Here is a 20899-nt window from a genome sequence, read left to right on the forward strand (position 1 = left end):
GAGACCGAAAGTAGCATTCTTCGCTCATCTGCCCTTTTCGTGATCAATGGCAGCCGATCCTCACTCAAGCGACGACGGCAAATCCCCTGGCGCGCAGGCCGCGCCGGTCGTTGCGCAGCGAGGCCACCAGCCGGTCGCGGCTGCCACTGATGTGGGCTGAAAGCAGGCGGGCGGCGCTATCGGCATCGCCGGCCCGCACCGCCGACAGAATGGCATGGTGTTCGGCCCAGGCACGGCCAAGTGCTGCCTCGTCGCGAACCTCGAGCCAGCGGGCGCGCGACAGGCGTGTCATCGAGTCGCGAACCGCTCTGAACAGGAACTCGTTGCCGGACAATCGCGCCAACTCGATATGAAAATCCATGCCGACGCGATGCCATTCCTCGCGCGGCGTCTTGTCGTCGCAAGAATCGAGCATCGCCTCGATGATTTCGACGGCACTCCTATCCTGCAAGGCACAAGTCAGCCTGAGTGCCGCGACCTCGACCGCCTCGCGATAGACGGCGATCTGCTCGAGTTCGGCGAGGTTGATAGGCGAGACCGTCCAGCCGCGGCCGTCGCGGCAGATCAGGCCTTCGGTCTCGAGCCGCAGCAATGCCGCCCTGACCGGCGTGCGCGAGGCTCCGAAACGGCTTTCGACCCAGCGCTCCGTCAGCCGCTCGCCCGGACCGATCTCGAGCCCGAGGATCATCTCGCGAAGCTGCTTTTCGACGTTTTGCATCTGCGACATTGGCGTTCCGTTTGTCGGAGCCGTTTCATTGGCTCTCTGTTCACCGGCCATTTGTTGCCGATCACTTTGCAGCGGCCGCATTGACAGCGACCAGCCTTGCGTCCATGACGGATACCAATCTGGTATACCAAAATGGGATCCACAACAAGTTTTCATCCAAGCCGGCCGGACAGGACAGGACATGCCGCAAGACGCCACCCTCGCCACGCAGGGCACGCACAACGTCCACTGGCGTCGCAATCTCGCCGTGTGTTTTGCCGGCTCGTTCAGCACGCTTGTAGCGATGACGCTGCTGTTGCCCTTCCTGCCGCTTTACGTCGAGCAGTTGGGCGCAGAGGGTCACGCGGCGATCGCCCAGTGGTCGGGCATTGCCTACGGCGCAACCTTCCTTGCTGCCGCGCTGGTCGCACCGCTGTGGGGGCGGCTAGGCGACCGCTACGGCCGCAAACTGATGCTGGTGCGTGCCAGTTTCGGCATGGCGCTGTGCATGTCGGTGACCGGCATGGTGCAGACCGTCTGGCAAATGGTGCTCCTGCGCCTGCTGATCGGCTTTGCCGGCGGCTATTCTTCGGGCTCGACCATCCTGGTTGCCATGCAGACGCCGAAGGATCGCTCCGGCTGGGCGCTGGGCGTGCTGTCGGCCGGCATAACCGCCGGTGCTCTGGTCGGTCCGCTGCTCGGCGGCGCGCTGCCGCCGCTGATTGGAATCCGCGCCACCTTCCTGCTCGCAGGCGGCGTCATTTTCCTGGCGTTTCTGGCAACCACCTTGCTGATCAAGGAGGCCCCTCGCCCGGTTGCCGTCAAGGCGGCGTCACAAGAAAAAGCGAGAGGCGGCTGGTCGCAGATTCCCGACAAGCGCCCCGTCGTCGCCATGCTGGCGACCGGCATGCTGTTGAGTTTTGCCACCATGTCGATCGAGCCGATCATCACCGTCTATGTCCAACAGCTCATCGAAGATCAGAGCCAGGTCACGCTGATCTCCGGCATCGTCATGTCCGCGGCGGCGCTCGGCGCCATCGTGTCGGCGTCGCGGCTCGGCAAGCTCGCCGACCGTATCGGCCATTGGAACGTAATCGTTGCCGCACTCGCCGTCTCGGCGCTGCTCCTGATCCCGCAGGCCTTCGTTACGCAGGGCTGGCAACTCGTCGGCCTGCGTTTCTTGATGGGCCTGGCGCTTGGCGGTCTCGTGCCCTGCATCACCAGCGTCATCCGCCACAATGTGCCGGATGGCGTCGGCGGCAATGTGCTGGGCTTGTCGATCTCGGCGCAATATGTCGGGCAGGTCGCCGGACCGTTGCTCGGCGGCTTCGTCGGCGGCCATTTCGGTATGCGCTCGGTGTTTCTCGGCACATCGGTGCTGATGGCGGGCGGAGCGGCCTATAACTGGCTGGTCCAGTCGCGCCGCGAACGCGCCATGCTGGCGGAAGCCGGCAAATCCTGACACGGTTCGCCGCACTATCTCAGGCGGTCGCCAGGAATCGCGGAGGCGTGGAAATGAGCATGGCTGAACAGACGGCGGGCAGTCGCATTCTGATTTTTGCCGGCGGCCTATGCGGCGGAACCGGCGTGGCTCTTTCGGCGGCGGCGGCACATCTCGGCGGCGCTTTCGTCGGTACGGCCGCATCCTTCCTGCTCATGCATGCGCCGGTCTTCCTTACCGTCGGGCTGCTCGGTGGCAATAGAATCCTGCGAACCGGAAGCCTCATCCTTCTCGTCGGGCTTCTGCTTTTCTCGGGAGATCTTTTGGCCCGCGACTTCCTTGGCTCGCGGCTGTTCCCGATGTCGGCGCCGATCGGCGGCACGTTGCTCATCGGCGGCTGGCTCGTGATGGCCGCCTCGGCGCTGGTACGCCCGCGCCGCCATTGATGCGGCAACCAATGGCGGCCGCTGCTCTTTTCGCCAGCCGCGCTCGATCCACGGCTCCGTCTTGCCAGCTCAGTCTTGCGGACGTTCGGGCCGGACTTGGCCGTCGCGCTTGGGCGTCTTGACTATACGCCGTCGCTCCAGCCGTTCGGTGGCCGGCGAGATGCCCCAATAATTGCGATAGATGTCTTCGAACAGATGCTTGATCGGATGCATGGCTTAATCTCCTCTAGCTTTTTGAATCGATCCAATCCGCGGGGACAAAAATAGGCCGCCGATCAGCTCCGCTTGCGTCCTACGAGGAAACGCAGGTCGCGAATCCACGGACCGGTCCTGTCGCGCCCCTTACGGGCATCTGCGCCCGAGCGGATGCTCCAGTCGTTCCGGTAAATGTCCTCGAACAGATAATTGACGGGGTGCATGGCGCTCTCCTCTTGTATCGATCCAATCTGCGGATAAAAACCGCTCTTGGATCGATTCAAGAATACGCGTCACACCATAAATGTCAAGCAAAAATTTGAATCGATCCAAGGAAGATGTTAGGTAATCGGCGATACTGTTGGACAGGAGTCGTGGAGACAAACAATGGCATCACTCACCGAAGGCGGCAGGAGACCCATCCGGCTGGCGGACATCGCCAAAGCCGCGGGCGTATCGCACGGCACTGCGTCCAATGTCTTCAGCCGTCCCGAAATCGTGCGCGAGGAAGTCCGCGAGCGGGTCAAGGCGGCGGCCGACGCCCTGGGCTACGCCGGCCCGGATCCCAAGGGCCGCCTGCTGCGCGCCGGCAAGGTCAATGCGATCGGCGTCGCCACAACCGAGCCGCTGTCTTACTTCTTCGACGACCCGTTTGCCCGCGTGATGATGGCCGGCATCTCGGAAGCCTGCGACGCCACCGGCGCGGGGATAGCCCTCGTGTCGGCTGGCAACGAGGAAAAACTTGCCTGGAATATCCAGAGCGCCCTCGTGGACGGCTTCATCCTGTTCTGCATCGAGGGCGGTCCGCGTCTCGTTGAGCTGACGCGCGAACGAAAGCTCCCCTTCGTCGCGCTCGAGCTCGGCTCGCAGGACGATACGGTCTCCGCGATCAGTATCGACAATGTTGCCGGCGGCCGGCTCGCGGCGCGCCATCTGGCGGAACTTGGACATCGCCGCTTCGCCGTGTTGTCGCTGGCCTTCGCCGACGACAGCACCGGTCTTGTCTCGCCCGAGCAGGTCCGGACGGCGTCCTATACCGGAACCCGTGATCGCCTCCTCGGCTATTTCGAAGAGCTTTCTCGGTTTGGTGTCGACACCGACAAGGTGCTGGTCTACGAGACCGAAAACGATAAGGCGAGCACAAGGGCTGGCCTTGAAACCATCTTCGCCTCGGCGGAACCGCCGACCGCCATCCTGGCGATGTCGGACCGGATCGCAATGGTGGCATTGGAATGGCTCAACGCACGGGGCATCGCGGTTCCCCGCGATGTTTCCGTCGTCGGCTTCGACGGCGTGCCTGAAGCCGCAACTTGCGAGCCTCCGCTCACCACCATCGCCCAGCCGATCGCCGAGATAGGCCGCCGGGCAGCGCGAAGAATCCTCGACTTCGACGGCACGGTGCGGCGAGAAACGCTCGACGTCGAACTTGTTGTCAGGGAATCGTCCGGACCGCCGCTAAGTACAGGCTGACTGGGGCAGATCGGCACCAAATCTTATCTATTTGCCGCCATGGGACCGATGCCAAAGGATGGACGAACAGGCAACGCCTCGTTGCGGACCGGCTTGCCCTTGCCGGACCAGCCGATTGCGGACAGCCACTCCAGATAAAAGGCGAGCGCGAACTGCATGGCGATGCCGGCGGCGAGCAGCAGACTGTCATAGGCAATGCCGCCCGGGTTGATCAGCTTCATCACCTGCGCCGCCATGGCAATCACCGTGCCGGCAATGAAAACCGGCAGCGAGCGTTTGCCCAATATGGCGAGCGGATTGTCGCGGCCGGTGCGGAACAGGTTCGAGACGAAAGGCAAGGCGACGACCAGATAGCTCATCGCCAGGATGTGCAGCAGCCGCGGCAACGACAGGAACGTCTTGTCGAAACCGGTCAGCACCACCGGCAGGTCGAGCCATGACACATGCCCCCACAGCGGGCTATGCACCCAGACGAGCGCCGTCAGCACATAGGCGGCCGCCGCGCCGACCAGCCACCGATTGACCGGGATGGTGCCGCCGCGCCGCACATGCAACACGCTGGCCATGCCGATATTGAACAGCAATTGCCATGACAGCGGATTGAGGAACCAGAACCCGGGCTCCGGGTAGTTCGGCGGCGCGATCTGGTAGATTCCGGCAACCAGCCAAAGGGCTGCGGACACGGCAAGCGCGGCCAGTGGCCTGTAGCTGATGAACAGCAGGAAGGCCGGCGCCATCAACAGCAGCACCGCATAGACCGGCAGTATGTTGTTGTAACCGAGCTGATGGCCGAGCGTGACGATACCGACCAGGACTTGCGGCGGGTTCCTGACGAGCGGCTCGATGTTGATCAGCGTCAGAAGGTCCGGCCGTTTCGCAAACACCGCCGCTGCGCAGAAGATGGCCATGACCACCATCGTCGTGACGATGTGGGTGACATAGAGCACGCCGGCGCGGCGCCACATCTTCAGCGTTGCGACCAGCCGGTTTCCCGGCTGGAATTTGGTGCCGTAGGCAAGAGCGACGGACATGCCGGAGATCAGCACGAAGGCCTCGGCCGCATCCGAAAACCCGAAATTCTTGTAGGTCAGGGTTTCGAAAACTGTGCCCGGCACGTGGTCGATGAATATGGTCAGGAGGGCGAGTGCCCGGAACACGTCAATACGCGTATCGCGTTCCGGCGAAACTGGCATGGTCATCGATAAAAGGCCTTAAAGCTGGTTGTTCATGCGCGGTATGCAACCACCTGGGCGACCACCCGGCGCACACTGCTTCGAATCCCTCCCGCGGGGATTATATCGGCAAAGAAACGGACTGAAATGCGCCCGGTTCAATCAACTTTCGCGGAGCTTGAAAATATTCCGTTTTGAAGCCGGCAAATGAATGAAAACATCGTGAAAACAAAAGGATGCAACTATGTCCGAAAAACCTCCGGAAGATGACTTTTTGCGGCGCGACCTGCCATTTTTTTACCGCGTTTACAGGCCCGCAGCACCAACCGGAGAGTGCCTCTTTCTGCTGCATGGATCGGGTGTCGACGAGACGACTCTGGTGCCGCTGGGGCGCCAAGTCTCGCCGCACGCTACCTTGGTGGCGGTGCGTGGCCGCATCGCCCAGGAAGACGGTTTCCGGTGGTTCAGGCGGATTTCGCCGATACGATTCGAGCAGGACAGCATCCGCAAAGAGGCGGACGCTTTCGCTGACTTCATCCCCAAGGCCGCGAAACGCCACGACCTCGATCTCGTCCGAGCCTCCTTTATCGGCTACTCCAACGGCGCCAACCTGGTTTCAAGCGTGATGCTGCTTCATCCGCGGCTCATCGTCCAAGCGGCTTTGCTGCGCCCGATGCCGGTTCTGGACGAGGTGCCGCCGGCGGATCTCAGCAACGCACGGGTGGTAATCTTATCCGGCGCCGACGACCTGACTTACCGGCCCTTCGCACTCGCGCTGGTCGGACTGCTCAGCCGGCATGGCGCCAAAGTCGAGGCCCACACCGTCGCCTCCGGCCATGAAATCGGCAATCCGGACGCCGCGATAGTCAGGCAATGGCTGGCGGATCCTGCAGCCGCCGTTGCAACGTCAGATCGATGAGCCGAGAAGCTACCCTCGCCCCATGCGGTTCCAGGCGTCTAGCCCGGCGATCTTGTAGGCTTCGGCCAGCGTCGGATAATTGAAGGTGTTGTTGACGAAGAAGTCGACGGTGCCGCCGAGATTGATCACCGCCTGGCCAATGTGGATGAGCTCGGTCGCGCCCTCGCCGACAATATGGGCGCCGAGCAGACGGCGTGTTTCGATCGAGAACAGAAGCTTCAGAAAGCCGGTGTTGACGCCCATGATGTGGCCGCGCGATGTCTCGCGAAACCGCGCCACGCCGACCTCGTAGGCGGCACCACTCTCGCGCACCTGCTCCTCGGATTGGCCGACGGTGGAGATTTCCGGCACGGCGTAGATGCCGTAGGGAAAGGTTTCGGGCGGCGGCGGCAAGGGCACGCCGAAGGCATGGCAGGCGGCCACCCTGCCCTGCTCCATCGAAGTCGAGGCCAGGCTCGGAAAACCAATGACGTCGCCGGCGGCATAGATGTTGGGCGCGCTTGTCTGGAACGTCTGCGGATCGACCTTGATGCGGCCCCTGGGATCGGCCTCAATGCCGACCGCTTCCAAGCCCAGGCTGCCGACATTGCCGGTACGCCCTGCAGCATAAAGCACCATCTCGGAACGTATGGTGCGGCCGTCGGTCAGCTTCACCTCAGCATAGTCGGGTTTCGAGGCGATCTCCTTGACGGCACTGCCCAATCGGATGGTCATGCCGCGGTCGCGCATCTGATGGATGAAGTCGTCGACGATCTCGCGGTCGACGAAATCCAACATGGTATTGCGCGGCTCGACCAGCGTCACCGGCACGTCGAGCGCCGAAAAGATCGTTGCATATTCGACGCCGATGACGCCGGCGCCGATCACCGTCAGCGTGCGTGGCAGGCGGTCGAGCTCCAGCATCTCGTCGCTGTCGAAGATCCGTGTCTTGTCGAACGGCACGTCGCGCGGCCGGTGCGGCCGGGTGCCGACCGCGATCAGCGCATGGGCGAAGCCAACCTCGCTGTAGTCGCCGGTGTCGGTGGTCAGGCTGACTTTGTTGGGGCCGAGGAATTTTGCCGCGGCACGTGCGCTCTTGACCGTGTTGCGCATGAACTGGTGCTGCAGTACCTCGACCTCATGGTCGAGCGTCTTATGCAGGCGCTCGACCAGATCGCCGACCGAAATGTCCTGCTTGACCCGGTAGCCGCGACCGTAAAAGCCGCGCTCGCGCCAGCCTGAGAGGTTGAGCACCGTCTCGCGCAACGTCTTCGACGGGATGGTGCCGGTATGCACCGACACGCCGCCGAGGCGCCGGCCTCTGTCGACCACCAGCACCGACTTGCCGAGCTTGGCCGACTGCACCGCGGCGCGGCGCCCGGATGGGCCGCTGCCGATGACCAGCATGTCATAGTCCATGTCGCCCCGTCCCCTCGGCTTGGCGCTTTTTGTTGCGCCGCAGCAAGCTAACGCTATCCGCGCCACAAATTCAACAAGTCACAGACGGCGCCAAGTGCTCCGTCACCATCTACATGGTGGACGGCTCGATCTTGATTCCGCCGCGAACCTTCACCATTTCATCAACAAGCGGCCCCGTGCATTAACCCGGGTTCGATTACGAGGAAATGACATGAACGCTCGCGTTCTCGACGGCGAAATCATCACCAACAGGCTCGAAGATATCAGCGCCTATGAGGGCGTGCGCACGCGGCGCATTCTCGCCTTCGTCATCGATTATTTCATCGTGGCGCTGCTCACCATTCCATTCGCGATCCTGGTGTTCCTGTTCGGGCTGTTGACGCTCGGCCTTGGCTGGATGCTGTTTTCCATTCTCGTGCCGGCCGTCGCCATCCTCTACATCTGGAACACGCTCGGCAGTAAAGACCAGGCCACCACCGGCATGAAGATAATGGGCATCCGGCTCGACCGACTCGACGGCGGCCCCATCGACGGGCTGACCGCCGTCGTGCATTCGGTGCTGTTTTGGGCCGGCAATGTCATCCTTTCGCCGCTAGTCCTGCTGGTGAGCCTGTTTTCCGATCGCAAGCGCACGCTGCACGACCTGCTGCTCGGCACCGTCGTCAGCCGCAGCGGCCGCTGAGCGCGGGCGCAGCCTTTGCGCACAAATGTGAAGACGTCCAATCAACCAGGCTTTCACAATCCTGTTGAATTTTTCGGCGTCCGCGCCAAAGGTAGAGCGATTCGCAGGAGTGTTTCCAAGGCTCGATGACGCAGCACCCGACCCAGTCGCCGCAGTTCTTTCTGACCGCGCCCTCGCCATGTCCCTATCTCGAGGGCCAGTTCGAGCGCAAGGTGTTCACACACCTGGTCGGCGACAAGGCCCCGGAGATGAACGATCTGTTGACGCAGGGTGGATTCAGGCGGTCGCAGAACATCGCTTACAGGCCGGCTTGCGAGACCTGCCGCGCCTGTGTGTCGGTGCGCATCCTGGCGCAGGAATTCACCGCCAGCCGAAACATGAAACGCGTCATACAGCATAATTCGGATCTGGTCGGCGCCATGCACGACGCCGAGCCCTCCACCGAGCAATATTCGCTGTTCCGCAGCTATCTCGACGCCCGCCACCGCCGTGGCGGCATGTCCGACATGACCGTGCTCGACTACGCCATGATGGTCGAGGATACCCATGTCGACACCAAGGTCATCGAATACCGTCGCCGCGGACCCGACAGCTTCATCACCGGCAAGGGCCAGGGCGAGCTGATCGCCGTAGCGCTCACCGACAAGATGGCCGATGGCCTGTCGATGGTCTATTCCTACTTCAACCCGGACTTCGAGGACCGCTCGCTCGGCACCTTCATGATCCTCGACCACATCGCCCGCGCCAGGGCGATGGGCCTGCCCCATGTCTACCTGGGTTACTGGGTCAACGGCTCGCGCAAGATGAATTATAAGATGCGCTTCCAGCCGCAGGAGCATCTCGGCCCGAAAGGTTGGGAACGCTACAATCACGAAGCGGTTTCGCGCTGATCTTCGCTTTCGGTATTCACTCTTAATTGTTTCGAGGAGGATGCCGCTGGGCTTCCGGCCGATCGGCTGGAAAACCGGCCGGGTCAATTTTGCGCCTCCAAGCCTACGCGAGAATTGCCGCATGTCTTCCCACAACGACCACCAGAGAGGCCTTCTGATCACCGCCATCGGCGGGCTGACGCTGACGGTCGACATTCCGCTGATCCGGCTCGCCGATGGCGAGGCATGGACGATCCTGCTGTTGCGCACCGGTACGACCTTGGTCGCCACGCTCATCATCTGGGCCGTCTGGCGCTCGCTGAGCGCAAAGGCGCCGCAGCTTATCCCGGGCTGGTCAGGGCTCATCGTTGCCGCCCTCTACGGGCTCGGCTCGATCGCCTTCATCACCGGCGTCTACAACACCTCGACCGCCAACCTCGTTTTCATCCTGGCCTTCACAACCATGTTCGCGGCCCTTTTGTCATGGCTGTTCTTGAAGGAGAGGCCACGGCCCCTGACGCTTGCAGCGCTGGCACTGATGATCGTCGGCGTGACGATCATTGTCGGCGATTCCGTTGGAACCGGACATCTCTTCGGCGACCTGATGGCGCTATGCTCGGCTTTCATGATCGCAGCGGCCATTACTATCTCGCGCGCAAGCGGCAAGGATATGGGTTTCACGGCGCTGATCGGAGTGGTCCTGCCGCTGGCCGTCGCCGCCCTGATGGTTTCCAAGGTGGGTTTTCACGTCAACGCGCCATGGTGGATCGTTTTCAACGGTGCCGTCATCATGCCGATCTCGTTCTTCTGCCTCGCCAACGGCCCGAAATACATCTCCGGGCCGGAGGTGGCGATGTTCTACCTGCTTGAAACCGTGCTGGCACCGGTCTGGGTGTGGATGATCTTCGCCGAAGCGCCGTCGCGCAACAGCCTGATCGGCGGCGCGATCCTAATCATGACTTTGATCGGCCATTCGCTCTGGCAGTTGCACGAGGGGCGCAAACGCCGCGCCACGTTCGCCGTCAGTCACCCGGCCTGATTCTTTTTCGCGGCGGCGCGCTCGGCGACAATTTCGATCTGCGGCGGCGCGTCATCGTGCTCCGCCGGTTCGGCGGCAGCGAGTTCATCGGTCAGTTCCACTTCGCGCAGCCATTCGCGCCAGATTGCGACCAGCAGGGCCATCAGCACCGGGCCTATGAACAGGCCGAGAAAACCCATCGTCTTGACGCCGCCGATCAGGCCGAAAAAGGTTGGCAGGAACGGCAGCTTTATCGGCCCGCCGACCAGCTTCGGGCGCAATGTCTTGTCGACGATGAAGAGTTCGACCGCGCCCCAGATGAACAGCGCCAGCCCCGCCATCGGCGAGCCGCTGGCAGCGAGATAGATCGAGACCAGCGTGAAGGACAGGGGCGCGCCGCCGGGGATCAGCGCCATGATGCCGGTCAGCGCGCCGAGCGTCACCGGCGACGGCACGCCGGCCAACCAGTAAGCGATGCCCAGCACCAGCCCTTCGCCGATGGCGATAACAGTCATGCCGGTCACCGTCGAGGAGATCGTCGCCGGCACCACGCGTGAGATCCGTTCCCATCTGGCCGGCAGGATGCGTTCGCCGAGGCGATCGACCTGTCCGGCGAAATGCTCGCCGTCGCGATAGGCGAAGAACAGCGCGATCATCATGAACAGCAGCGTCAGCAAAAGGCCGAAGGCGCTGCCGCCCGCGGCAAGCACGCCGCGGTAGATGCTGCCGATATTGGCGCCGCTGATCAGCTGGATCAGTTCGCCGATACCGCCAGGGTGGCCAACGTTGACCGTCCATTGTTCATTGAGCCATTCGCCCACCACGGGCATGGTGGCGATCCAGTGCGGCGTCGGCGCACCGTAGCGGTTGGTCTCGATCGACCAGTTGACCCATTCGCGCACCTCATTGATGGCGTAGGTGCCGGCAAGCGCGATCGGCACCACCAGGAAGGTCAGGATGAACAAGATCGCAAGCGTCGCCGCGATGGTGCGGTTGCCGCCGACGCCGGCGAGCAGCCGTCGATAGAGCGGCCAGCTGGCGAAGGCGATCACCAGGGCGGCAAGGACCGGAAACAGGAAGCCGTGGAAGAAGTAAACGCCAGCGGCAACGATCAGCACCAGGAGCCAGCGCGCCGCCGACAGCGGCGGAATGACAGCGGCCCTGAGCGGCGTCGACAGGCCAAACAGGCGCTGCTGCCGCTCCGGCTTCTGGATCCTGACTTCCTTCAAGCGCCCAATTCTCCCTGGCCCATAGCGTCGCTTATGCACTGATATAGTGCAGCAATCGTGACGACATTCCAAATGTTTGGGTGGCGCCTCTTCCTTCTCCCCCTGTGGGAGAAGGTGGATTGGCGCGCAGCGCCGAGACGGTTGAGGGGTGTTCCAGCGAAGTGAGGCGTCGGTGTTTTCTGGAACACCCCTCATCCGACCTCGCTTCGCGAGGCCATCTTCTCCCACAAGGGGAGAAGGAAGAAGCGCGCCTACCCAAATTTCCCCGTGCGCGGGAACCCCTTCGGCACCATGCGGCCGGCCGAGGCGCGGGCGCCGACCCATTCGGCAAGCTCGTCACGCGATTTGATGAAGGTGCGGTCTGCCGAATCCTGCCAGGACAGGCCGCTTGCGAGCGTGAAGGTCTTGAGGTCGAGGACGCCGCCATCCTTGTATTTCTGCAGGCGCACGCCCTTGCCGCGCCCCATCTCCGGGATCTCGGCCAGCGGGAACACCAGCATCTTGCGGTTCTCGCCGACAATGGCGAGATGGTCGCCCGCGACGCTCACGCAGCGCTGGGCTTCGTCTGGCGCCTTGACGTTCATCACCTGCTTGCCCTTGCGGGTGTTGGCGACGACTTCTTCTTCCGGCACGATGAAACCGTTGCCGTCATGCGACACCAGCAGCAGCTTGCGCTTGGGATCATGGACGAAGGCGGTGACGATATCCTGGTCGTTGTCCATGTCGACGATGATGCGGATCGGCTCACCATGGCCGCGCCCGCCGGGCAGCCGGTCGGCGCCGATCGTGTAGAACTTGCCGCCGGTGGTGAAGACCAGCACCTTGTCGGTGGTCTGGGCGTGGAAGGCGAGCTTGAGGCTGTCGCCTTCCTTGAAGGTCAGGGCCGAATGGTCGGTCAGATGACCTTTCATGGCCCTCAGCCAGCCCTTTTCCGAAACGACCACAGTGACCGGCTCGCGCTCGATCATGGCGTGGGCGATATCGGTCAGGTCATGCTCGGGTGCGTCGGCGAACTCGGTGCGGCGCTTGCCGATGTCGGTCTCGGGCCCGTATTTCTGGCGAACATTGGCGACTTCCCACTTGATCGTCGCCCACTGCTTGGCGTCGGACGCAAGCAGTGCCTCGATCTGCTTCTTCTCGCCGGTCAGGCCATTGAATTCCTCGCGGATTTCGAATTCCTCGAGCTTGCGCAGCGCCCTCAGCCGCATGTTGAGGATGGCTTCAGCCTGGGTGTCGGTGAGTGACCAGCGAGCCATCATCACCTGCTTGGGCTCGTCCTCCTCGCGGATGATCCTGATCACCTCGTCGATGTTGAGGTAGGCAATCAAATAGCCGGCGAGGATCTCCAGCCGCCGCTCGATCTCGCCGAGGCGGTGCTTGGAGCGGCGGATCAAGACGTCGCGGCGGTGCTCCAGCCATTCCTTGAGCACACCTTTCAGCGACAGCACGTTCGGCACCTTGCCGCGCGACAACACGTTCATATTGAGCGGAAAGCGGCTTTCGAACTCGGTCAGCTTGAACAGCGATTCCATCATGATGCCGGGATCGACCGAGCGGCTCTTCGGTACCAGCACGACGCGGATGTCCTCGGCGCTCTCGTCGCGGATATCCTCGAGCGGCGGCAGCTTGCGTGCCATCAAGAGCTCGGCGATCTTCTCGATCAGCCTAGCCTTCTGGACGCCATAGGGGATTTCGGTGACGACAATGTTCCAGGTGCCCCTGCCCTGATCCTCCTGGCTCCATTTCGCCCTGACGCGAAAGCCGCCGCGACCCGTTTCGTAGGCTTCGAGGATCGAGGCTCGGCTGTCGACGATGATGCCGCCGGTCGGGAAATCCGGCCCCTGGACGAAGTCCATCAGCTTGGTGACGGGCGCATCCGGATGATCGATCAGGTGAAGCGCGGCGTCGCAAAGCTCGGCCGCATTGTGTGGCGGGATCGAGGTCGCCATGCCAACGGCAATGCCGGACGAGCCGTTGGCGAGCAGGTTCGGGAAGGCGCCGGGCAGCACCGCCGGCTCCTCGTCTTCCTCGTTGTAGGTCGGGCGGAAATCGACCGCGTCCTCGGTGATGCCTTCCAAAAGCAGCGTCGACACTTCGGTCATGCGCGCTTCGGTGTAGCGCATGGCGGCGGCGTTATCGCCGTCGATATTGCCAAAATTACCCTGCCCGTCGACCAGCGGGTAGCGCATCGAAAAATCCTGCGCCAACCGCACCAACGCGTCGTAGATCGACTGGTCGCCATGCGGATGGAATTTGCCCATCACCTCGCCGACGATGCGGGCGCATTTGGCAAAACCCTGGTCGGGGTTGAGCCGCAACAAGCGCATGGCATGCATGATGCGACGATGCACCGGCTTCAATCCGTCGCGCACGTCCGGCAGCGCCCGGTGCATGATGGTCGACAGCGCGTAGGCGAGATAGCGCTCTTCCAGCGCCTTCTTCAGATCGACCGGCTCGATATTGTCGCCGCCGCCACTCTCGGGCGGCAAAAGCCTTTTTCCCATGGGGTGGCACTAGCCGAGCGGGTGATTCGCGGCAAGAGGCACCGGTATGCCTCCTCCTAAACCACGTCGCGTTCGACCGGCCTCATGCGACGCTTTAGGTCCTTGTTTTGATGCATGTCGTCATCGCAATACCGCTGCACACTTTGCGCGACATCCATTATGCAACGGGAATTGGGAGCGTCGCGACGCCGGCCAACATCAACCCGTTACATCCTGCTTCTATCGCAAGCCTGATGGATCGGGTTTGCCTTTAGCCGCGATTTTCGATCATTGTGCCGAGGCCCGCCTTTTTCCGGTCCAGTTCGTCGCCGAATGGTGACGACGCGACGATTTGAAAAGAATTTCAGGACACTCTCAGGGGAGCTCTCGATGACGATCAGGCACTCGACACTTATTAAAAGACTGGCTTTTTCGACCTTTTTGCTGACGCTGCCGCTGAATGCGGCATTCGCGCAGGATACCGCGGTCGCCGACCGGCTGAAGGCTGCCCTCGCCGCCCAGGGTGTCGACCTCTCCTGGACCGGAGTAACCGGCGACACCTCCAGCATGGTTCTGCAAGGCGTGGCGGTCAAACCGGCGGCCGAAAAGGAGGCGCTCAAGATCGGCGACGTCAAGCTCGAAGGGGTGACCGAAGCCAATGGTGGCTATCAAATCGCGACCGTGTCGACGTCGCCGTTCGAACATAGCGAGGATGGCGTCACGCTCAATCTCAGCCCCTTCGTCATCCACGACATGACGGTTCCGGCCGAAGGCGCAAGCGGCCCGCTGGGCTCGCTGATGATTTACAAATCGGCCGAGCTCGACAACATGACCGTCAAGGTGGCCGACAAGACCGCTTTCTCGATGGACGGGCTTGCCATCGCAATCACGCCGCCGGCCGACGGCAAGGCCTTGGCGTTTTCCGGCACCACGGAAAAATTCACTGCCGACCTGACACTGGTCGAAGATCCGAAGTCCAAGGAAGTCATCAACGCGCTCGGCTACCAGAACATATCGGGCAATCTTGAGATGGAAGGCACCTGGCAGCCTACCGACGGCAGGATGGACTTGTCGAAATACGAAATATCGGTCGACAATGCCGGCACGCTCGGCATGACCTTCGATCTCGGCGGCTACACGCTGGACGTCATCAAATCACTGCAGGAGATGCAGAAGAAGATGGCGGCGCAGCCCGAAGGCGCCGACAATTCGGCGCAAGGCATGGCCATGCTCGGGCTGCTGCAGCAGCTTTCGTTCAACAGCGCCTCGATCCGCTTCGATGATGATTCGCTGACCAAAAAGGTGCTCGATTATGCCGGCAAGCAGCAAGGCATGTCCGGCAAGGACATTGCCAACCAGGCCAAGGCGATCGTGCCCTTCGGCATGGCGCAGCTCAACAATCCGGAACTGACGGCGCAGGTTTCGGCCGCGGTCAACAAATTCCTCGACGATCCGCAAAGCATCGAGGTCTCGGCCGAGCCGCCGGCGGCGGTGCCGTTCGCGCTGATCATGGCGGGCGCCATGTCCAACCCGCTCGACCTGCCGAAAACGCTCGGCGTGACGGTTACGGCAAACGAAGACTGACCGAGATCCAAAGCAAAAAGCCCGGCAGCGATGCCGGGCTTTTTTATGAATCAACAGCATCGGTTCGGAGCGTTTCCTAAACCTCTTTCTTCGTCGCCACGACGCGCAGCGACAATTCGCGAAGCTGCTGCGGGCTGGCCTCCGACGGCGCGTTCATCAACAGGTCGTAGGCCTGCTGGTTCATCGGGAACATGGTCACTTCACGCAGGTTCCTGGCGCCGACGAGAAGCATGACGACGCGGTCGATGCCGGCCGCCATGCCGCCATGCGGCGGCGCGCCATACTGGAAGGCGCGGTAGAGGCCACCGAAGCGCTCCTCGACCGTCTCGCGGTCCAGCCCGACCGTCTCGAACGCCTTGACCATGGTTTCGGGCAGATGGTTGCGGATGCCGCCTGAGGCGATCTCGAAACCATTGCAGACCATGTCGTACTGGAACGCCTTGATTCCGAGCAGATCCTCGCCGTTAAGCGCATCGATGCCACCTTGCGGCATCGAGAACGGATTGTGCGCGAAGTCGATCTTCTTCTCCTCCTCGTTCCATTCGAAGAACGGGAAGTCGACGATCCAGCACAGTTCGAAGCGATCACGGTCGACAAGATTGAGCTCCTCGCCGGCGCGGCTGCGCGCCGCACCCGCGAAGGAGACGAACTTCTTCGGATCGCCGGCGACGAAGAAGGCGGCATCGCCATCGGCAAGGCCGAGTTGCAGGCGGATCGCCTCGGTGCGCTCCTCGCCGATGTTCTTGGCCAGCGGCCCGGCCCCTTCGAGCTTCTCGCCCTCCTTGCGCCAGAAGATGTAGCCGAGGCCGGGCTGGCCCTCGCCCTGCGCCCATGAGTTCATGCGGTCGCAAAAGGCGCGAGACCCGCCGGTCTTGGCCGGAATGGCCCAGACCTCGGCCTTCGGATCGTTGGCAAGGATGTTGGCGAATACCTTGAAGCCGGATTCGCGAAAATGATCCGAGACGGCCTGCATCTCGATCGGGTTGCGCAGGTCCGGCTTGTCGGTGCCGTATTTGCGCATGGCGACATCATAGGCGATGCGCGGAAACTTCTCCGTCACCGGCTTGCCGGCGGCAAAGGTCTCGAACACCCCCCGCATCACCGGCTCCATGGTGGTAAACACATCCTCCTGCTCGACGAAGCTCATCTCCACGTCGAGCTGGTAGAATTCACCCGGCAGACGGTCGGCGCGCGGGTCCTCGTCACGGAAGCACGGCGCAATCTGGAAGTAGCGGTCGAAGCCGGACACCATGATCAGCTGTTTGTACTGCTGCGGTGCCTGCGGCAGCGCATAGAAAGTGCCGGGGTGGATACGCGACGGCACAAGGAAGTCGCGCGCGCCTTCCGGCGATGAGGCGGTCAGGATTGGCGTCGAGAATTCGGTGAAGCCGACCTCGCCCATCAGCTTGCGCATCTCGGCGATGATTTTCGTCCGCGCCACGATGTTCTTGTGCAGCGTGTCGCGGCGCAGGTCGAGGAAGCGGTATTTGAGGCGGATGTCCTCCGGATAGTCCGGCTCGCCGAACACCGGCAGCGGCAATTCCCTGGCCGCCGACAGCACTTCGATCTCGCGCGCGAAAATCTCGATCTCGCCGGTCGGCAAATTGGGGTTCACGGTGTCGGCGAGGCGCGCCTTGACCTCGCCGTCGACGCGGACGACCCATTCGCCACGCAAGGTCTCGGCGATCTTGAAGGCAGGCGAATCCGGATCGGCGACGATCTGGGTCAGACCGTAATGGTCGCGCAAATCGATGAACAGCAGGCCGCCATGGTCGCGCACGCGATGTACCCAACCCGACAGGCGAACGGTCGAGCCGACGTCGGCCTTCCTCAATTGGGCACAGGTATGGCTGCGGTAACGATGCATTGTCATTCTTAAGGTCCGGATGTTGGGTTGCGGCCAAGGCATGATGGCCCAGCCTGAAAATTTGCGCGAAAAGCACATGAGAGGGTGCATTTGTCAAGGCAAGCGGCGGCTGGGTCGAGTTCGCGTTCTTCCCGCGCCTATCCCACCGGCATCAATTTATGCCAGAGGCGTCAATCTGAGTTCGCTGCTCTGTGCCGGCAGTTCAACTATGCACTCATCCCTTCACCCCGCCCGCCGTGAGGCCGGAGACGATCTTGCGCTGGAAGATGAGAACGAGGACGACAAGCGGCACGGTGACGATCACCGATGCGGCCATGATGTTGCCCCACGGGATCTCGAACTGCGAGCTGCCGGAGAGCAGCGCTATCGCCACCGGCACGGTTCGCTGCTCGTTGCTGGAGGTAAACGTCAGGGCGAACAGGAACTCGTTCCAAGCACCGATGAAGGCGAGAAGCCCGGTGGTCGCCAGCGCCGGCCACATCAGCGGCAGGAAGACGCGGCTGATGATGATCCAGGGCGTGGCGCCATCGAGGATCGCCGCTTCCTCCAGTTCGATCGGCAGGTCGCGAACGAAGGCGGTGAGCACCCAGACGGTGAACGGCAAGGTGAAGATCATGTAGGACAAGATCAGCGCGAACGGCGAATTGTAGAGGCCGAAGATGCGGATTAGCTCGAAAAGCCCGGCAAGCACCGCCAATTGCGGAAACATCGAGACGGACAGGATGATGAGGAGCAGTGCCGAACGGCCTCTGAAGCGGATGCGCGCCAGTGCATAGGCGGCGGTGACGCCGAGGAACAGCGAAATGAAGACAACCGCGCTCGAGATGAACAGCGAGTTCACGAGATTGCGCAAGAAGGTCCCCTCGGTGAATACGGTCCGGTAGTTGCTGAAGGTAATCGTCGTCGGCCAATAGTCGACCTGGAAGAGCGCCGTCCCCGATTTCAGGCTGGTGATGATGGCGTAGTAAAACGGGAACACCGCGACGACGATGATAACGGCGACGAGGAGGTAGAAAGCCGTGCGCTTGACGATCCACATGGTCAGTGCTCCCCCATGATCAATAGTCCTTGTCCAGTCTTATCCGGCCGAGCCAAAGGACGAGCATGGTCAGTAGGGCGAGGATAAGGAAGAGCAACGTCGAGGCGGCGGAACCGGAAGCGAATTTGTCGAACTCAAACAGGCTCTCGCGGGCAAACACCGACATCGACTTGGTGTGTATGTTGTTTGGCGTAAGCACGTAGATCAGATCGAAGATGCGCAGGGCATCGAGACCGCGAAAGATCATGGCCACCATCAACGCCGGTCGGATGAGCGGCAAGGTGATCTTCCAGAAAACTCTCCACGCGCCGACGCCGTCGAGCTTGGCGACCTCGTAGATTTCTTGTGGAAGCATCTGGAGGCCGGCGAGAATGAGAAGCGCCATGAACGGGGTCGCTTTCCAGATATCGACAACGAGGACGGCGACCATCGCCGTGTCGGCGCTTGCGGTCCAGGCGATTTTTGTGCTGATCAGGCCGAGCTTGAGCAGGACGTCGTTGATGATGCCGAACTGGTCGTTGAGCATCCACTGCCACATTTTCGCCGAGACGATCGTCGGGATGGCCCAAGGGATTAGAATCGCGGCGCGCACGATGCCGCGGCCGCGAAACCTGGCGTTGAGCACCAGCGCGACGATCATGCCGAGCACCGTCTCGCAGGTCACCGAAATCACCGCGAAGCGCACGGTGTTCCAGACAGCGCGCCACCAGACCGGATCGGCGAGCAGCCCGTCGTAGATGACGCGGCCGCTCGGCATTTGCACGACGGAGAAATAGTTGGCGAAGCCAACCCAGCGGCGGGCTTCGAGGTCGGCGAGCGAGGCATCGGTGAAGCCGAAATAGATCGTGCGCATCAACGGCCAGCCGGCAACGGCGGCGAGCACGATGAGCATCGGGGCAAGCAGCAGCCATGCCGAGCGCGCACGCTGACGCGCCAGCAGCGAGCCTGAGCGCGGCGGGGTCACCAGGCGGTGCCTTTGAGCCTGGTCAAGGAGAACTCCAGATCGGCAAGGTTGTCGGCGGCCGTGCCCTCGCCGGAAATGGTGTTGTGGACGGCGGTCCAGAACTCGCTCGATGCCTCATTGTACCTGCTCTTGGCTTGGGCCGAGGGACGCGGCACCGCGTTGAGGACGACTTCCTTCCAGCGCGGAATCACCGGCTGGGCGCTGGCGATGTCGGCATCGTCATAGAGTGCCTGGATGGTCGGCAGATATGCCCCCTTCAAGGCGCGGTACTTCTGCATCTGAGGCGAGGCGATCCATTTGACCAGCCCGATCGCTGCATCCGGGTTCTTCGAATATTTGGAAACCGCGAGATTCCAGCCGCCAAGCGTTGCTGCCGGGCGGGCGCCCTCGCCCGACCCCGGCGGCAGCGTTGTCACCTCGAACTTGCCTTTGATGGGGGAGCTTTCGCTGTTGCCAAGCGCGTAGGCATAGGGCCAGTTGCGCATGAAGACGGCGTTGCCTGTCTGCCAGACTCCGCGCGACTCTTCTTCCTGATAGGCCAGAACGCCGGGCGGCGAGATGGTTCCCACCCAGCTCCTCGCCATTTCCAGCGCCGCAACTGCTTGCGGATTGTTGATGGAGATCGTGCCATCCGGCTCGATAATCTGGCCGCCGCCGTTCGACTTCACCCATTCGAGTGCATCGCAGGTCAGCCCCTCATAGGCGTTGCCCTGGAAAACGAAGCCCCACATGTCCTTGCTGCCGGCGTCGCGCTCCTTGTCCATGACAAGCTTGGCGGTGTCGGCAAGCTCGGCCCAGCTGGCCGGGACCCTGGCGCCGTATTTGTCGAGGAGATCCTTGCGGTAGTAGAGCGCCGGAGCGTCGGTGAATATCGGCAAGGCGACCAGCTTGCGGTCCACGGTCTGCGATTTGATGATCGATGGGAAATGGGCGCCAACGACATCCTTGGTCGCTTCGGTCAGGTCGATGAACTGCCTTGCAAGCTGGGGGGCCCAGATGATGTCCGTTTGATAGACGTCGACGTCGCTGCTTCCGGCGGCAAGCCAGAGCCGGTATTGGCCAAACTGGTCCGTCGCCGAGGGAGGCAGCGGAACGACGCTAACCTTATTGCCGGTCTTCTTCTCGTATTGATCGAGGATCTCGCGAAGGATTCTCTGGCCGTTGCCGGTATCGCCGGATACCATGACGAGGTCGACAGCCCGCGCCGGCCCGGCCGCCAGAACTGCGGCCATGGCAAATGCCGCAAATGCGGGATGAAATTTCATGACGGCGGACCTCTCTTTGGAGCTTCAGGCCGGGCAACAAAAACGGACGTCGATGCCCGACACCGCCTCCGCACACCGGCAACTCACAAGACGCTTATTCGCCCACCAGCACTGAACTACAAAGATACGCCTTGGTTCCAACACGGAGGGTC

General features: G+C 62.2%; 19 protein-coding genes. 8 read left to right on the plus strand and 11 right to left on the minus strand.

Annotated features, from left to right (window positions below):
• Nucleotides 1-64: 64 nt before the first annotated feature.
• On the minus strand, nucleotides 65-727 hold the full coding sequence (locus NKH17_RS13260) for a GntR family transcriptional regulator (RefSeq protein ID WP_352477149.1): 663 nt from the start codon (nucleotides 725-727) through the stop codon (nucleotides 65-67).
• Between the two features lie 181 nt (nucleotides 728-908).
• On the opposite strand from NKH17_RS13260, the gene NKH17_RS13265 reads away from it, so the two are divergent.
• Both NKH17_RS13265 and NKH17_RS13270 read left to right on the plus strand, forming a co-directional pair.
• The gene (locus tag NKH17_RS13265) at nucleotides 909-2168 is read left to right on the plus strand and encodes a multidrug efflux MFS transporter (RefSeq protein ID WP_352477147.1); all 1260 of its coding nucleotides are present in this window, start codon (nucleotides 909-911) and stop codon (nucleotides 2166-2168) included.
• 53 nt (nucleotides 2169-2221) lie between these two features.
• Complete coding sequence (locus NKH17_RS13270) at nucleotides 2222-2593, plus strand: DUF423 domain-containing protein (protein WP_352477146.1); 372 nt, start codon at nucleotides 2222-2224, stop codon at nucleotides 2591-2593.
• A gap of 69 nt (nucleotides 2594-2662) precedes the next feature.
• On the opposite strand, the gene NKH17_RS13275 is transcribed toward NKH17_RS13270, so the two are convergent.
• Both NKH17_RS13275 and NKH17_RS13280 read right to left on the minus strand, forming a co-directional pair.
• Entirely contained in the window at nucleotides 2663-2806 is a 144-nt protein-coding gene (locus NKH17_RS13275; protein WP_352477145.1) for a hypothetical protein, read from the minus strand.
• Between the two features lie 62 nt (nucleotides 2807-2868).
• Nucleotides 2869-3012, minus strand: a complete 144-nt coding sequence (locus NKH17_RS13280) for a hypothetical protein (RefSeq protein ID WP_352477143.1) — start codon at nucleotides 3010-3012, stop codon at nucleotides 2869-2871.
• 163 nt (nucleotides 3013-3175) lie between these two features.
• Between NKH17_RS13280 and NKH17_RS13285 the strand changes: the two genes are divergently transcribed.
• Nucleotides 3176-4258 (plus strand): LacI family DNA-binding transcriptional regulator, encoded by a 1083-nt coding sequence (locus NKH17_RS13285; RefSeq protein WP_352477142.1) that lies wholly within the window; start codon nucleotides 3176-3178, stop codon nucleotides 4256-4258.
• Between the two features lie 23 nt (nucleotides 4259-4281).
• On the opposite strand, the gene NKH17_RS13290 is transcribed toward NKH17_RS13285, so the two are convergent.
• Nucleotides 4282-5457, minus strand: a complete 1176-nt coding sequence (locus NKH17_RS13290; RefSeq protein ID WP_352477141.1) for an OpgC family protein — start codon at nucleotides 5455-5457, stop codon at nucleotides 4282-4284.
• A gap of 217 nt (nucleotides 5458-5674) precedes the next feature.
• Between NKH17_RS13290 and NKH17_RS13295 the strand changes: the two genes are divergently transcribed.
• The gene (locus NKH17_RS13295; protein WP_352477140.1) at nucleotides 5675-6349 is read left to right on the plus strand and encodes an alpha/beta hydrolase; all 675 of its coding nucleotides are present in this window, start codon (nucleotides 5675-5677) and stop codon (nucleotides 6347-6349) included.
• Nucleotides 6350-6358: 9 nt separating this feature from the next.
• Here the strand turns inward: NKH17_RS13295 and sthA are convergent, their stop codons facing one another.
• Nucleotides 6359-7747 (minus strand): Si-specific NAD(P)(+) transhydrogenase, encoded by a 1389-nt coding sequence (gene sthA / locus NKH17_RS13300; protein ID WP_352477139.1) that lies wholly within the window; start codon nucleotides 7745-7747, stop codon nucleotides 6359-6361.
• Nucleotides 7748-7958: 211 nt separating this feature from the next.
• Here sthA and NKH17_RS13305 point away from each other — a divergent pair, with 211 nt between their 5' ends.
• From NKH17_RS13305 to NKH17_RS13315, 3 genes are all read left to right on the plus strand, one after another.
• Nucleotides 7959-8429, plus strand: coding sequence for an RDD family protein (locus tag NKH17_RS13305; RefSeq protein ID WP_254817529.1), 471 nt, complete (start codon nucleotides 7959-7961; stop codon nucleotides 8427-8429).
• Nucleotides 8430-8554: 125 nt separating this feature from the next.
• Entirely contained in the window at nucleotides 8555-9319 is a 765-nt protein-coding gene (locus NKH17_RS13310; RefSeq protein WP_023717252.1) for an arginyltransferase, read from the plus strand.
• Between the two features lie 121 nt (nucleotides 9320-9440).
• A complete protein-coding gene (locus NKH17_RS13315; RefSeq protein ID WP_352806119.1) occupies nucleotides 9441-10337 on the plus strand; it encodes a DMT family transporter in 897 nt (298 codons plus the stop codon).
• Here the strand turns inward: NKH17_RS13315 and NKH17_RS13320 are convergent.
• Both NKH17_RS13320 and parC read right to left on the minus strand, forming a co-directional pair.
• Nucleotides 10325-11545 carry an AI-2E family transporter gene (locus NKH17_RS13320; protein WP_254817528.1) on the minus strand — a complete coding sequence of 407 codons (1221 nt, stop codon included), beginning with the start codon at nucleotides 11543-11545 and terminating at the stop codon, nucleotides 10325-10327. The two genes, NKH17_RS13315 and NKH17_RS13320, sit on opposite strands and share 13 nt — an antisense overlap.
• A gap of 251 nt (nucleotides 11546-11796) precedes the next feature.
• On the minus strand, nucleotides 11797-14049 hold the full coding sequence (gene parC, locus NKH17_RS13325; RefSeq protein ID WP_352477137.1) for a DNA topoisomerase IV subunit A: 2253 nt from the start codon (nucleotides 14047-14049) through the stop codon (nucleotides 11797-11799).
• A gap of 369 nt (nucleotides 14050-14418) precedes the next feature.
• Here parC and NKH17_RS13330 point away from each other — a divergent pair, with 369 nt between their 5' ends.
• Entirely contained in the window at nucleotides 14419-15612 is a 1194-nt protein-coding gene (locus tag NKH17_RS13330; protein WP_352477136.1) for an aq_1923 C-terminal domain, read from the plus strand.
• A gap of 76 nt (nucleotides 15613-15688) precedes the next feature.
• Here NKH17_RS13330 and aspS read toward each other — a convergent pair whose 3' ends face one another.
• The 4 genes from aspS to NKH17_RS13350 form a co-directional block, all read right to left on the minus strand.
• Nucleotides 15689-17479, minus strand: coding sequence for an aspartate--tRNA ligase (aspS, locus tag NKH17_RS13335; protein WP_352751683.1), 1791 nt, complete (start codon nucleotides 17477-17479; stop codon nucleotides 15689-15691).
• A gap of 214 nt (nucleotides 17480-17693) precedes the next feature.
• The gene (locus NKH17_RS13340) at nucleotides 17694-18518 is read right to left on the minus strand and encodes a carbohydrate ABC transporter permease (RefSeq protein ID WP_352477134.1); all 825 of its coding nucleotides are present in this window, start codon (nucleotides 18516-18518) and stop codon (nucleotides 17694-17696) included.
• Between the two features lie 19 nt (nucleotides 18519-18537).
• On the minus strand, nucleotides 18538-19410 hold the full coding sequence (locus NKH17_RS13345) for a carbohydrate ABC transporter permease (protein WP_254817726.1): 873 nt from the start codon (nucleotides 19408-19410) through the stop codon (nucleotides 18538-18540).
• A gap of 68 nt (nucleotides 19411-19478) precedes the next feature.
• Nucleotides 19479-20747 (minus strand): ABC transporter substrate-binding protein, encoded by a 1269-nt coding sequence (locus NKH17_RS13350; RefSeq protein ID WP_352896542.1) that lies wholly within the window; start codon nucleotides 20745-20747, stop codon nucleotides 19479-19481.
• Nucleotides 20748-20899 lie beyond the last annotated feature (152 nt).

This window comes from Mesorhizobium sp. M1334, assembly GCF_040317995.1.
Classification (GTDB): domain Bacteria; phylum Pseudomonadota; class Alphaproteobacteria; order Rhizobiales; family Rhizobiaceae; genus Mesorhizobium.

What these genes read in the sequence shown, in the direction of transcription:
- NKH17_RS13285 (WP_352477142.1), top strand. Translation starts at nt 3,176, where the DNA reads ATGGCATCACTCACCGAAGGCGGCAGGAGACCCATCCGGCTGGCGGAC.
- parC (WP_352477137.1), bottom strand. Translation starts at nt 14,049, where the DNA reads ATGGGAAAAAGGCTTTTGCCGCCCGAGAGTGGCGGCGGCGACAATATC.
- NKH17_RS13310 (WP_023717252.1), top strand. Translation starts at nt 8,555, where the DNA reads ATGACGCAGCACCCGACCCAGTCGCCGCAGTTCTTTCTGACCGCGCCC.
- NKH17_RS13260 (WP_352477149.1), bottom strand. Translation starts at nt 727, where the DNA reads ATGTCGCAGATGCAAAACGTCGAAAAGCAGCTTCGCGAGATGATCCTC.
- aspS (WP_352751683.1), bottom strand. Translation starts at nt 17,479, where the DNA reads ATGCATCGTTACCGCAGCCATACCTGTGCCCAATTGAGGAAGGCCGAC.
- NKH17_RS13280 (WP_352477143.1), bottom strand. Translation starts at nt 3,012, where the DNA reads ATGCACCCCGTCAATTATCTGTTCGAGGACATTTACCGGAACGACTGG.
- NKH17_RS13350 (WP_352896542.1), bottom strand. Translation starts at nt 20,747, where the DNA reads ATGAAATTTCATCCCGCATTTGCGGCATTTGCCATGGCCGCAGTTCTG.
- NKH17_RS13270 (WP_352477146.1), top strand. Translation starts at nt 2,222, where the DNA reads ATGAGCATGGCTGAACAGACGGCGGGCAGTCGCATTCTGATTTTTGCC.
- NKH17_RS13275 (WP_352477145.1), bottom strand. Translation starts at nt 2,806, where the DNA reads ATGCATCCGATCAAGCATCTGTTCGAAGACATCTATCGCAATTATTGG.
- NKH17_RS13295 (WP_352477140.1), top strand. Translation starts at nt 5,675, where the DNA reads ATGTCCGAAAAACCTCCGGAAGATGACTTTTTGCGGCGCGACCTGCCA.
- NKH17_RS13265 (WP_352477147.1), top strand. Translation starts at nt 909, where the DNA reads ATGCCGCAAGACGCCACCCTCGCCACGCAGGGCACGCACAACGTCCAC.
- sthA (WP_352477139.1), bottom strand. Translation starts at nt 7,747, where the DNA reads ATGGACTATGACATGCTGGTCATCGGCAGCGGCCCATCCGGGCGCCGC.
- NKH17_RS13330 (WP_352477136.1), top strand. Translation starts at nt 14,419, where the DNA reads ATGACGATCAGGCACTCGACACTTATTAAAAGACTGGCTTTTTCGACC.
- NKH17_RS13340 (WP_352477134.1), bottom strand. Translation starts at nt 18,518, where the DNA reads ATGTGGATCGTCAAGCGCACGGCTTTCTACCTCCTCGTCGCCGTTATC.
- NKH17_RS13315 (WP_352806119.1), top strand. Translation starts at nt 9,441, where the DNA reads ATGTCTTCCCACAACGACCACCAGAGAGGCCTTCTGATCACCGCCATC.
- NKH17_RS13345 (WP_254817726.1), bottom strand. Translation starts at nt 19,410, where the DNA reads ATGCTCATCGTGCTCGCCGCCGTTGCCGGCTGGCCGTTGATGCGCACG.
- NKH17_RS13305 (WP_254817529.1), top strand. Translation starts at nt 7,959, where the DNA reads ATGAACGCTCGCGTTCTCGACGGCGAAATCATCACCAACAGGCTCGAA.
- NKH17_RS13290 (WP_352477141.1), bottom strand. Translation starts at nt 5,457, where the DNA reads ATGACCATGCCAGTTTCGCCGGAACGCGATACGCGTATTGACGTGTTC.